The 11,935-nt window shown below is 43.5% G+C and carries 10 protein-coding genes; 5 read left to right on the top strand and 5 right to left on the bottom strand.

Going from position 1 to position 11,935, the window contains the following annotated elements; all coding sequences use genetic code 11:
• Nucleotides 1–69: 69 nt before the first annotated feature.
• The 4 genes from OLTU_RS00750 to OLTU_RS33055 are packed head-to-tail and all read left to right on the top strand — an operon-like array spanning nucleotide 70 to nucleotide 2,555.
• The gene (locus tag OLTU_RS00750; RefSeq protein ID WP_141730850.1) at nucleotides 70–435 is read left to right on the top strand and encodes a transposase; all 366 of its coding nucleotides are present in this window, start codon (nucleotides 70–72) and stop codon (nucleotides 433–435) included.
• On the top strand, nucleotides 398–796 hold the full coding sequence (gene tnpB / locus OLTU_RS00745) for an IS66 family insertion sequence element accessory protein TnpB (RefSeq protein WP_141730849.1): 399 nt from the start codon (nucleotides 398–400) through the stop codon (nucleotides 794–796). The genes OLTU_RS00750 and tnpB overlap by 38 nt, the downstream gene beginning before the upstream one ends.
• A gap of 35 nt (nucleotides 797–831) precedes the next feature.
• The gene (tnpC, locus tag OLTU_RS00740) at nucleotides 832–2,364 is read left to right on the top strand and encodes an IS66 family transposase (RefSeq protein WP_141730848.1); all 1,533 of its coding nucleotides are present in this window, start codon (nucleotides 832–834) and stop codon (nucleotides 2,362–2,364) included.
• 41 nt (nucleotides 2,365–2,405) lie between these two features.
• Nucleotides 2,406–2,555, top strand: a complete 150-nt coding sequence (locus OLTU_RS33055) for an integrase core domain-containing protein (protein WP_141730847.1) — start codon at nucleotides 2,406–2,408, stop codon at nucleotides 2,553–2,555.
• Between the two features lie 190 nt (nucleotides 2,556–2,745).
• Here the strand turns inward: OLTU_RS33055 and OLTU_RS00730 are convergent, their stop codons facing one another.
• Genes OLTU_RS00730 through OLTU_RS00710 form a run of 5 tightly spaced genes read right to left on the bottom strand, consistent with a single transcriptional unit; the run spans nucleotide 2,746 to nucleotide 9,896 of the window.
• The gene (locus tag OLTU_RS00730) at nucleotides 2,746–3,861 is read right to left on the bottom strand and encodes a glycosyltransferase (protein WP_141730846.1); all 1,116 of its coding nucleotides are present in this window, start codon (nucleotides 3,859–3,861) and stop codon (nucleotides 2,746–2,748) included.
• A 35-nt stretch (nucleotides 3,862–3,896) separates the two neighbouring features.
• Nucleotides 3,897–5,624: an ABC transporter ATP-binding protein gene (locus tag OLTU_RS00725; RefSeq protein WP_141730845.1), complete on the bottom strand. Its 1,728-nt coding sequence runs from the start codon at nucleotides 5,622–5,624 to the stop codon at nucleotides 3,897–3,899.
• Nucleotides 5,621–6,469 (bottom strand): ABC transporter permease, encoded by an 849-nt coding sequence (locus OLTU_RS00720; protein ID WP_141730844.1) that lies wholly within the window; start codon nucleotides 6,467–6,469, stop codon nucleotides 5,621–5,623. Before OLTU_RS00720 ends, OLTU_RS00725 begins: the two co-directional genes overlap by 4 nt.
• A 29-nt stretch (nucleotides 6,470–6,498) precedes the next feature.
• Nucleotides 6,499–8,466, bottom strand: coding sequence for a hypothetical protein (locus OLTU_RS00715; RefSeq protein WP_141730843.1), 1,968 nt, complete (start codon nucleotides 8,464–8,466; stop codon nucleotides 6,499–6,501).
• The gene (locus tag OLTU_RS00710) at nucleotides 8,460–9,896 is read right to left on the bottom strand and encodes an exopolysaccharide biosynthesis polyprenyl glycosylphosphotransferase (protein WP_141730842.1); all 1,437 of its coding nucleotides are present in this window, start codon (nucleotides 9,894–9,896) and stop codon (nucleotides 8,460–8,462) included. The genes OLTU_RS00715 and OLTU_RS00710 overlap by 7 nt, the downstream gene beginning before the upstream one ends.
• Nucleotides 9,897–10,415: 519 nt before the next feature.
• Here OLTU_RS00710 and OLTU_RS00705 point away from each other — a divergent pair.
• Nucleotides 10,416–11,246, top strand: a complete 831-nt coding sequence (locus OLTU_RS00705) for a hypothetical protein (protein ID WP_141730841.1) — start codon at nucleotides 10,416–10,418, stop codon at nucleotides 11,244–11,246.
• Nucleotides 11,247–11,935 lie beyond the last annotated feature (689 nt).

The raw sequence follows: 11,935 nt of genomic DNA, 5'->3' as shown, positions 1-11,935 counted from the left end.
CGTTACCTTAAGGCTTAACCTCAATTTTTGAGAAACGCCCTAAGGTTGAGTTAAGGAGGTTTCTTAAGGATGAGTAAAACCGAGGTCGTCGGGGGTATTGAGCGCCGACGCAAGTTCACTGACGAACAGAAGGCCATGCTGGTTGCGGAAGTGGCGAATACGTCCCTCAGCGAAGTGAGTCGAAAACATGGTATTGCCATGAGCGTTCTATCCACCTGGAAGAAAAAATTTCCGCCAAGATCATTCTCTTTGGTTGAAGTCAGTGAGCCGGAGGCGAAGCCAATTGACTCAGTCAGATCCAGCAAATCAGTTGAACCACTTCCGCCGCCCCATCAAGCCATCCGTGTCATAGTCCGGAATACGATAGTCGTCGAGTTCCCTCTGACAGCGGAGCCTGATGCGATTGCAGAGTTCGTCAAGGCTCTGGAAGGATAATCAGATGCGCGAAGCACGATCCTTTCCGGAAATTTACCTGCACAAGAAGTTCGTCGATATGAGGAAAAATATAAATGGATTGAGTCAGATTATCGTTGATGAGATGAAGCATAATCCCTGTGACAACGCCCTGTTTGTATTCGTAAACAGGAGCAGGTGCCTGATGAAATGTGTTTACTGGGATCGCACAGGCTTTGCCTTATGGCAAAAGCGCCTTGAAAAGGATCACTTTCGCTGGCCAATGAAATTGCCGGATGACGTCATCAAAGTGTCACCCGAGCAGATGGAATGGCTCCTCGCCGGTCTTGATATTGTTAAGGCCAAGCCCCACGAAACACTTCGATTTGAGGCATTTGCCTGAAGACAATGGCACCATCCGGTGCTATATCTCTTCCCATGGAAACTTTGAACTGCGATGCATCCAGCGAAAATGAAGCCTTACGGGCACTCCTTACCGAGAAGGAAAGAGAGATTGCCCGTTTGCGTGAGGATGTAGCGTACCTCGAAGAAATGGTAAAGCTCTTTCGCCATCAGAAATTCGGCTCAAAAAGTGAAGCCAACAGGCATCCGGGTGAGCAGCTCCTGTTTAACGAGGCTGAAACCGATACAACAGTTACGGAAGACGCCACGGCAGATGACATACATCGCGATGGATCTGACAAACCCAAGGGTAAACCATCGAGAAAGTCATTGCCTTCGAGACTGCCACGAGTCGATCGGATCATTGATCTTCCTGAGCATGAAAAATTTTGCCCGGCGTCCGGAAAGCCGCTTCATCGAATCGGTGAAGAGGTAACTGAGCAGCTTGATATTGTTCCTGCCAAGGTTCAAGTCATCAGAATTATCAGACCAAAATATGCCTGCTCCTGTGGCGATTGCGTGCCAAAATCCATGCAACTGCCGCCGCAACCAATTCCCAAAAGCATGGCCAGCCCAGGTCTTCTTGCGTTTGTCGCGACGGCAAAGTACGCAGATGGAATGCCACTTTATCGTCAGGAAGGCATTCTTCAGAGGATCGGCTGCGATATTCCACGCACAACCCTGGCCAGTTGGATGATTCGCTGTGGTGAACTTGTAAAGCCGCTCATCGATCTTTTGCGTGAAAAAATGCTGGAAGCCCCACTCGTGCAGTGTGATGAGACCCCGGTACAAGTCTTGAAGGTGCCAGGCAAAAAGCCAACCAGCAAGTCGTTCATGTGGGTCACAGCCAAAGGGGGTGGAGATGGCAGGAAAATTATCCTGTATCAGTTTGCGACTTCGCGTAGCAGCGATGTGCCTCTGAAGATATTCAAAGGGTACAAGGGCTATGTCCAAACCGATGGATATGATGGCTATTCACAGCTAGCGCTCGTGCCTGGCATTGTCCATGTCGGCGACTGGGTCCATGTCCGTAGAAAATTCAAGGATGCCATCAAAGGTCAGAAGACCGGGAGCAAAGCCACGTTTGCAGAGTATGCGCTCAGTGCCATACAAGAACTTTATCGGATTGAAAATGAATGCCTGGATTCCACTACGCGACTTGAGGTGCGGCAGACGCAATCAAAGAAGGTAATTGATGAACTGCGAGCCTGGCTGGATACCGCTCTTCACAAGGTACCTCCGAAGTCCCTTACTGGCCAAGCACTCGCATACTTGGACGGGCAATGGCCGAAGCTTATCCGCTTTTTGAATGATCCAGTGCTCGGTCTTGACACCAATATGGTCGAGAATGCTGTGCGACCCTTTGCTTTAGGAAGAAAGGCATGGCTCTTTTCAGATACCGTTAAGGGGGCTGACGCCAGTGCTGCTTTATACAGCCTTGTGATAACGGCTCGTGCAAACGATATCGAACCATATGAATACCTGACTCACCTCTTCACTGAGCTGCCCATGGCTTCTTCCGCTGACGAAATCGAACAACTCCTGCCCTGGAATTTCATGCTTAAATAAGGAATCAGAATCCTTCTTAGCCTGCCCGGATTCTACTGGGCATGGCGAGGCGCTTACATCGATTCAGGTCCAAGGATACAGCATTCCAGGCAATTGCTGATTGGATGGACTTTTACAATGGCATGAGGATGCACTCGGCGCTTGGCTACAAATCGCCACGGCAATATCGTGAGCAAAGTTTAGTGGCTTAGGTTGTACGAAAAGTGGGGGAGCACTTCATCTTTGCGTATAGGCGCTTGTCTTTGAACTTGGATTCGGAAATTTCCTCATCTCCTCATCTATCCAGGACGCCATCCTTGGCCTCCATAAACTGAATTTGAGGAAGTCTATAAAAAGATTCGAAGTCAAATTTTGTGGGTAACTGGATGGATGACGGAGCGCCTACGATTTTTCAGCAAGGGCGCCCCATAATTCTTGATATCCAGAACCCATCACATCGAAAGAAAAATTATCCTCGATTCTTCTTCTCATCGAGGCTCCTAGAGCTCGCTTGTCCACTGAGGGAAGCTCGATCAAGGCTTTCCAAGCTCTGCTAACCGCTTCCGGATCTCTGGTGGGAACAAGAAAGGATTTGTCTAAGACTAAGTCACTTAGACCCTCAATATCTGTTGCAACAACTAATGTTTCGCAGGCCATTGCTTCAGCAATCGACAGGCCAAAGGATTCACTCAATGAAGTTAGAGTTACGATATCGGAAGCATTGTAAATATTTTCAATAGGATTAATTGTCTCGAACAGTGAGCATTGACTGTGGAGATCGAGTTTCGTCAATTGATTGCATAGCTCTGTGTTATTCCGGGAAATTCCATAACCACAGAGTACAAAGTGTATGTTTTTTATCTCCTTCCGAAGAAGGCTCGCTGCTTCGAGAAATGTCTTGTGGTCCTTCTCGGGGGAGAATCTAGCCACCATAGAGACAATAAAGTCAGAAGGCGCTAACCCGATCATCCTACAGGCTTCAGTCCGATCATTCCGTCGAAATTTTTGACAATCAACACCATTCGCAATGACCACGTTTTTTTTCAGAGAAAACCCATTCTTGACATGGCTCTTCCTGGCTGATTCGGAGCAATAAACTACAAATTTTGGCAAGAAATATGATAGGACACGATTAAGCTCCATGAGGAGCCTGCCACGATTCTTCGCAGGCAAATCATAGTTATTGTGGATAGACCAGGAGACCGGGCATCTGTGCAACCAACTTAATAACCCTCCTATAAGGTTACCATGATAGAGCCAAGTTTGGACTGCCTGAGGCTTGAAAGACGAAAAGATTGCATTCAATCGCCATAGTCCTTTAAACGATGAAAAAAACCCAGCATTCATGTTCAAGTGATGCACATCTATGCCCTGCTTTTCAAGATCACCTGAGATTTCCCCCGGTCCTGATAAGCAGACGACACAGAAAGAGTTGGTTGAATTTAGGGTTGGATGAGTCAATAGACGGCACAGGAGAGTCTCAGCCCCTCCCCTATGCAGCCCTGTTATGATATGCATGACTCTCAACAAGAATTTAACTCTCAGGATTATATCTAGAATTGTTGCAGCATGGAAAGCTGAGCCGCCTGTTTGTCCTCTGAAGGGATGGAAGACATATGAAGACAGTCAAGGTATCTTGCAATTGCCACCTTTGGGGAACCGTAGTAAAGTTGCTTTCCGCCCATCACGAGTATGGCTTTGTTGCATTTAGTTTCAACAAAAGACAGGCTATGTGTAACAACAATTACGATTTTAGCTCTTGCAATCAGCTGATCCATCCTATCTGCAGCTTTCTTCTGAAACTTAATATCGCCAGCGCTTAGTAGTTCATCCAACATCAAGATCTCTGGAGCGATGCTTGTAGCGATGGAAAAAATCAGTCGACTCTTCATCCCATCGGAGTAAAATTTGAAGGATCTGTCGATATTTTCACCCAGTTCAGAAAAGTCGATGACCTCTTTTTCAATCTTCATGGCCTCCTTACGGGATAGCCCCATGAAACAGCAGACCAAGTAAATATTCTCACGGCCACTGAGCTCTTCGCGAATCCCTAGGCCTGGGCTTAGCAACAGATGATGCCCGCTAATTGTTATTCGGCCATCTGTGATAGGAACCAACCCAGCAATAGTCTTCAGAAGAGTGCTTTTTCCGGCTCCGTTATGTCCTAATATACCAACAATATCCCCAGGAAAAATTTGAAAGTTAATATTGTCAAGAGCATTAAACTTTTCCGCCTTACGACCGGACAGGATCCTTTTAAGTGAGAGAATCTGATCAGGACGGCGATAGAGTTTGACCTTAAGATCCTCCACCTCAATCGCGGGCTTTGGAATATGCTTGATTCTTGATGCCATCCAGAAGTCACGATGAGTTTTTTCTAGTCGCGAAAGCAAGAAATCAACTATCCATTCCTGATAACCTTTTTGCTCCAAAAGTAAGTCCAAAAACCTGAATACTAATGTATGAATCGAGTTAAGGTCGACACCATCGAAGTTCGATACTATGTTGTACGATTCTAGAACATTGTTTTCATGCACCAAGGATTGTTCTACGAGGTTCTTAATGGAGACATCTGGGAATTGCGCTTGAATATATGTAGTACAATCCGAATAAATTTCCAGTCCGTAGATATAGCCTGAAAGGTCTGCGCTTGGGTCTCCAATGAGTTCAGCCGTAATTATAGGAGAACTCAGGGACGTCGAGATAGCTTTCCTTGCTTTTAGTGCTCCGTCGAGAAATATATAGACATAGCTATCTAGAATGGCGATGGAGAACAAGGAGATCTTCTTCATATCGTGCATAATCACGGTAGGAGAATTGCGGAGAGAAACGCTGTGGTTTGAAAGCCGGAGACTGACGCACCTCTCTCCGTCTTGAAGAGACAGATAGAAGTTTCCGCCTACATTAGATGGAAAAGACGCAAGCATATGTACTAAGTAACTGTCGGAGGCAGGGAGCGATTTACTAACGAGGCGAGCCTGAACATCTCCCAAAGTTACAAACTCATAGGGAATTTCCCCTCTAATAAACCCATCACCATGAAACTCAAAAACTTCACCAATAAATTTCCTTGATTCAGCTAGACTGCTATAAATCAAGGTATTAGAGCCAGTACTTCGAAACATTTGAAGGTATTCTATATGATCTTCAAAGCTTTCTGGCTTTCTATCGAAAAAGTCAGAATCAATTGTCATGCCTGGGATCATGTATGGAATTGAAAGCGTTCTCTTTTTGGACGCTTGAACTTCACTTCGAATTGATTTCACTTTATTGTCCTTCATAGGAAAGAGAAGAATCGATATCTTGCAATGGACAGGAGCCTAGTTCCTAGCGCGGCTAGTCCGATGGCTCCCAAGCTGATGATCAAGAATGGAGTCAAACTGACAAACTCCCCATCAAGTAGAATTGACCGATATCCTGGAAGGAAATGTGCAAAAGGGTTCAGCTCAAAGAGCCACCTGAAGTTATAAGGGATTTTGGAGACAGGGTAGATTCCCGGTGAAAGATACCACCACACGGTTGTGAGGGCATATAAGAAAGAACCTAAATCCTTAAAGAATGTTCCAACGATAGCACAGTAGAGTGCCAATGAATATGTGAGCAGCAACTGAGTAATAATCAATAGTGGTAATTGGAAATAGGCCAGATTTGGCGAAAATCCATTAAGAGTCAGGAAGAAGACTAAAACTGTGAAATTGATGAGAAATAGACAGGTCTCAGTGATAACAAATGAAAAGAATCCTACCTGAACAGGGAAATTGGTTTGCTTAAGGATACTTGCAAAGGAAATTAGTGCATTTGGACTGCTATCAATAGTTTTGGAAAACCATCTCCAAAAAATGACGGATATCAAGATAAATAGAAAGTGGTGCTTGTTTCCGGCAGCATTAAAGATAACTGCAGTCAGCAAGTAGTATAACGAAGCGGAAATAGCTGGTTCAACCAGGAGCCAAACAACCCCCAGGGACTTTCCAAAGATTCGGGATTTCAAGTCAGCAAGAGTTATGAACATTACGCTCTCAAGATAACTTAACTTTGAAATCAATTCGTGTCTAAGACTATGCTTTTTCCTTCGAATCCCGTTTGGTGTAATGATTGTGGAAATAGATTGATCTAGATGTGTCAATGTTGCGTCCTCTCTCGATTCTTAGATTCTTACTCTGCATTGAGCCAATTGATCTGAGCGTTAGCAATCAAGCGAGCAATTGCTTGGGATGGTTGAACATCGGCCGGTCTCTTATTAAAGAGATCCGAAACTTCGGCAGTCTGCAGCTTTAATATTTCAAAAAAATGATTTTCGCTAAGGAGGATCTTTTCCGCATAGCTATCGATCTCTGAAATGTCAATAAGCATCGGTACTGTTGCCGTATTAGCATATGGGTTGAACATTGATCTCAGCGGGTTATAACTCATGACAAAACATCCACGAAGAGACATTTCAATTCCGATTGTTGAATGTTCTACCAATACAAGAGATCCGTGGCAGTTTGACCAGTCCCTTTGATTGCGCATAACTGCAAATAGCTTCGATGCCTCTGCCTTAGCATTAATGGATTCAATTGCTTCAAGAAGCTCAGTCTGTGGCTCGGCAGGATGCGGCCATATTTCTACCTTCTCAATGTTTTTTAGATTTGCGAGTTGCCGACATATCCCAATAGTACGCTCCAGCCCAGAATTCTCAGTGCAGTATATCAGGCGCTTGTTAAAAGCTTCCGGCATCTTGAAATATATCGATTCGTATCTGGGGGCACCCGTGATCAATACTTTCTTGCCTGACGCCCTTCTGCTCTTGTCGTAGATCTCTTTATTCCATTTGCCAGAAACAAAGGTGTAATCACAAGTGGCCTCACCCGCTGCATCAAATCCAGCTAGCATACATGTATCTATAGTGAAAGTAGGGACACCTTTATTCTCTAGTAACATGCATAGAAGTCTGTTTACCGGATGTGCGTCTGGAACCATGAAGCAGCCTTTAACCTGACTATACTTTTTCAGTGTCTGCTTCAGAAACATAACCTCTCGTTCTAGAAAACAAGCTACGAAATATGCAGTGGATGAACAGTACTTTAACATAACTCGCCGTTCATGTTTCGAATAGCTCTCCATGGACTGGCTTAATACCTTCAGGAATGTTGACGCAACTCTATAGCGGCTGAAAGTTGGTCGGTCGGGAACTTGAAACTCAATATGATTGATGTTGGGCGCAATAGATCTTATCATCGACAATTTTCGTGTGTCACAACCAAATGGGAGGAGGATGGTTGACTGATTTGCCGTCAGCTCTCTAAGAAGATTCTTTGCAGCATCAAAGTTAAGGTCTGTATCAGAGTCAATTAGACATAATAGAAGGTCAGCATTGGGAATTTGACAGGAAGATGTTTTCGGTGCAGTTGAAAAGAATCTATTGATTCTCTCCCAAATAGCTTGTCTCTTGTGTGAATTCTTAACTTCTTGACTGGAAGATGACTTCGATGGAAATGAAAAGAATCTATTGCGTATGTTTAAAGTTGTCTGTTTCTTGTATGGATTCCTAGATTTTTCTCTATCGGTTTTCAAAATCGATAAAATGAAGGAGGATTTCGAAAAATAATAGTCGATGCGTTGTGGAAATATGTTAATGAAGTTCCAGAACCGTTTCCCATACTTCTTTACAAATCTAAGAGAAGTCGCCAGCATAAACCGCAATAGTTCTGATAGGAAAAGAAGCCCAACACTATGCGGCATATAAATATAGACTTTCCGGTTTAAGTTTTCTTCACGCAGGCTGTTACATAAACTGATTGACCACCGAATGGAGTCCAGCCAGGTTGCTTCAAAAACTTTAACAATCTGTTCATTGGAAAAATCAGGGCTAACGTTTTTCTTCGATTGAGATAAGTTGGCCTGGAAAGATCGGAGCAATGCTCTTGCGGCTGTATATTCTGCGTTGAGCGTGCTTGAATCGTTCCTCAAAAAATTCGAATAGATTTTTATTCCATGTGTCCTAGATACAATCCACTTGGAAATACGATTAAAACGCTGGGGTAATATGGCGAGAACCAGCCAATCATGGTTAGATAAAAACCATATTTGAGAAAAAATAAGCCTAAAAATCCCTATTAACGAGGGGAAATTTTTTAGCATCCTCTCCTCCCAACTGAAAGGGATTCATAGGTCTTCTTGGCGACAATGAAAGCAGTTCTTAGAATAATTCTTATGTCCAATAGTAGAGACTTGTTTGCTATATAATAGAGATCGTAGGCCAGTTTTTTTCGAGTGTCGTCCACATTGTCTAGCATGTACCCGACCATTAATTGTGCATGCCCTGTCAAACCTGGGCGAACCGAGTAACGGAAATCATAAAGGTCTATCTCCCTGCTCATTCGCTGTGCGAATACTAAAGCCTCCGGTCGTGGCCCTACGATTGACATATCGCCTTTCAAGATGTTCCAGAGTTGTGGAAGCTCATCAATATGAAGTGGTCTTAGAAACCGGCCAATCCGTGTGATTCTTGCATCAAGTTTCTGCGTAAAGCCACCACTAGCGGCAGGACAAGATTGGTCTTCATGCATAGTGCGAAACTTATACATCATGAAAGGTTGCTGGAAACGTCCCTGACGTGGCTGATGAAATAGCGCTTTGCCTCTTGTATCAACTCGTATTGCCGCAGCTATTAGTAATAGGAATGGTGAAAGTGCCATCAATGCCATTGTACTAGCGCCAATGTCAAACAAGCGCTTCACAGATTCATAAAGGATACTTCGCACCTTTAAGTCTCTATTTAAAAACTTCGATGCGTCCAATCGATTTATTGGAGAACATTCAAAAAACTCAGAGTAAAAGTGCTCTTCGTGAAGTATGCGGATGCGCTTCTCCAGTATCTTTAGAAGCAGTCTATGATTCAGAGCTATCCGTAGAGTAGATTCCGCAATGATAACATCGTGGATTTTCTCTTGGTCTAAAAATCTCAAAACATCTTCTTCCTCAGAGGAGCCAGGGCTCTCGATGTATTTTACGTATTTTGCTTCCTTTGTGCTGGGTTTTTTCAGAAAATCAGTTATATTTCCGATTAGTTCTGAAGTTCCCAGTGTAGTGAAACGATATGGAAAACGACGAAACATGAAGGCTATTGAAAGCCGAAAAGCAATGATTCCTATCGAGGCTCCTGCCGATCCCCAGAGAAGATTTAAGCGGCCAAAAGTGCCATATGCTGTAAAGTATGTGATTGAAAGGCTGAAAGTTATAGCTATTGCTGTTGCAAAGAAGCTATTGAAGAAAATTTTCGTGACTGAAGACCGACGTGCTCTCTCATATTGCCCTAGACCAACAGAGAGGACAACGAAAATGACCCCGAAAGAAACCGTCAACAAGACTATATTTGAATCTATCTCGGCCCAATTTAGATAAGGACTGCACCAGGAGAATGCCAGAAAGAACGTCATTAGCAGCAAGATCTCAGTCATTGCCCATAACGTACGACTTGGCGCAAATAGTATATTGGTTAGACTCATGGTTAAATTTGGCCAAGAGAATGGAATGGCGCGGCTATTTTGGATGTCAGATTCACGAAGCACTAGCACTCCCCGGCAAAAAAGCTAGCTTTAAGTTTGGCAAGTTGTTATACTATTAAATCAATCATAGATATTTATTGGCCAAAATCCAGGAAATTGGGACAATCCTTCCCAAAATGGAAATGGTAGACTGCTATAATAGAATTTGGGGCACGTTCAATGCAATCAAGTATATGGCTGAGCCCCCTTCTATCACTCTTATTTATAATTGCAGTAACTTTTCTAAACTTCCCTGCCCGATCAGTGCTAATGGTTGCTGCTCTTTTTCTTTTGACAACCAGCTTTTCAAGTTTTCTGGCACCCGGGTATGATCATTCCTTCTACAAATTTTTTGTCCAAAATTATGCAACTTTCACCAGCGCAGCCTCTGACACTCAGCAAAATGTAGGTGGGATAAGTGGTCTCTATTGGTTGGCCGCTAAGATCTTGTCAGAGAATGACGTCTCAGTTAGAGCATTGAATTCAATCCTTATTGCACTTTCCATTGTTGTTATAGCCGATACGCTTAGGATTCGAAGTTGCATGGCTCATGTGACTGGAACGGCGATCTCAGCCATGCTGATCCCAACAATCGCTAAGCTTTCAGTCTCAATCAACAAAGATTTGTGTGTGCTCTTCTGCCTTTCTATTTTGTTCCAGCAGACCTCATTGCTTTTGTCTATGAGCAGAACGCTGTTTTCGCCTAGGAACATAATAGGAATCTTATTGTTGATCAATGCCTTATATTGCTTGGCTGTATTCCGCTTCTACTATATTCTTTTTTATTTAGCGGCGGTCTCCTTTTTTTCTATGGAGATGGCTCTTTCCAGTAAGCGCCCGCTGTTCTTACCTTGGGTACGGATTCGATACTTCCTTGCCATCGTCACAGCTACCTTCATCGTCGTTGTTTTATGGGTGCCTATTCGCCAGAAAATTGATGCGTATTGGGGGAATGCAACAATCCTGAATGTTTTTAGTGCCGAGCGGCCATCTCTAGTTTCATCTAGCTGGCTCTTACTTAACACGATTTACCAGAATACCATCGGATTCATCGGAGAAATTGCTGGCTCTCCAAACATTGCCTTTGATAAAAAAGTAGCCGGCATTTTTGAACATACCATTTTCCTTTCAGCGTTTGCCATCTACGCAGTTAAATCGCCGGAATCAACGGCAAAGAAGCTATTTATCTTTTTTAGTATTTTTCATCTGTCAATCCAGTTGTGGGCATCGCCAAATTTGGGCGGCCTATTCCGTTTACGGATATTCGAGATGCTTTGGGTGCTTACCTTTAGTGTGTCGTATTTCCTTCAAAGAAGTGATCGAAAGATTCAGAATAATGAAATTCTTAGGACAGCTAAGGAATCTATGGATTGATTCAATTCTAGGTGGGTTCCGAAGTGATTTAGGCAAAGTGCAACTTCAAGAATTGCTTGACTTTTGCTACAAAACGAGTCGTTTACTTGTAAGTGATCGTTTGGAAGTTGTAGACCCTAGTACTAGGGAAGCTATAACAAGATCGATCTCCCAGTACTTTGCTATTGAGCATTTTAACGCTAAGAATAGATTGGCGATCTACTACAATTTCTATGTCTGCATCAAACTGCCTTGTTTTATGCTGTGTTGCATTCTATGTAAGTTTCTTCCAAAGAAACCATTAAAGTTCGCACAGCAAGTTGTCTTTTATCAGCATCCGCATATTGTTTGCAAAGTCCAGCGATGGGCTGACAAGGGTGCGTGTTATATTCAAAATCCACGATCAATACTTACACTGTCAGATTTGAATTTTATAGTTAGGGTTTTGCTTGCTGCACCTCGTCTAGTAAAAAATCCCCGATTCGTCTATCTATTTGTGAAGTGGATTAGTAAGTACAGTTATATCGTTCATTTTAAGAGACCGAAACTCGTTATAAGTGTTCTTGAAAACAATTTCGTATCCTCTCTGGTAACTGCTTATCTGCACAGTGTCGGAGTTGAGCATGGTAATTGTATGCATGGGGAGTATTATAGTCGGCTGCCACTTCCCGCCTTTTCAACGTTTGATTTCTTTATTGTATGCGGCAAGT

Source organism: Oligoflexus tunisiensis (genome assembly GCF_001748245.1).
GTDB classification, from domain to species: Bacteria; Bdellovibrionota_B; Oligoflexia; order Oligoflexales; family Oligoflexaceae; genus Oligoflexus; species Oligoflexus tunisiensis.
Note: the sequence above shows the minus strand (reverse complement) of the source record. Positions and strands in the feature narration are given on the sequence as shown.

Bases quoted from the DNA above. Each gene is read 5' to 3' on its own strand.
- OLTU_RS00750 (WP_141730850.1), top strand. From the start codon at position 70: ATGAGTAAAACCGAGGTCGTCGGGGGTATTGAGCGCCGACGCAAGTTC.
- tnpB (WP_141730849.1), top strand. From the start codon at position 398: ATGCGATTGCAGAGTTCGTCAAGGCTCTGGAAGGATAATCAGATGCGC.
- tnpC (WP_141730848.1), top strand. From the start codon at position 832: ATGGAAACTTTGAACTGCGATGCATCCAGCGAAAATGAAGCCTTACGG.
- OLTU_RS33055 (WP_141730847.1), top strand. From the start codon at position 2,406: ATGGCGAGGCGCTTACATCGATTCAGGTCCAAGGATACAGCATTCCAG.
- OLTU_RS00730 (WP_141730846.1), bottom strand. From the start codon at position 3,861: ATGCATATCATAACAGGGCTGCATAGGGGAGGGGCTGAGACTCTCCTG.
- OLTU_RS00725 (WP_141730845.1), bottom strand. From the start codon at position 5,624: ATGAAGGACAATAAAGTGAAATCAATTCGAAGTGAAGTTCAAGCGTCC.
- OLTU_RS00715 (WP_141730843.1), bottom strand. From the start codon at position 8,466: ATGCTAAAAAATTTCCCCTCGTTAATAGGGATTTTTAGGCTTATTTTT.
- OLTU_RS00705 (WP_141730841.1), top strand. From the start codon at position 10,416: ATGGCTCATGTGACTGGAACGGCGATCTCAGCCATGCTGATCCCAACA.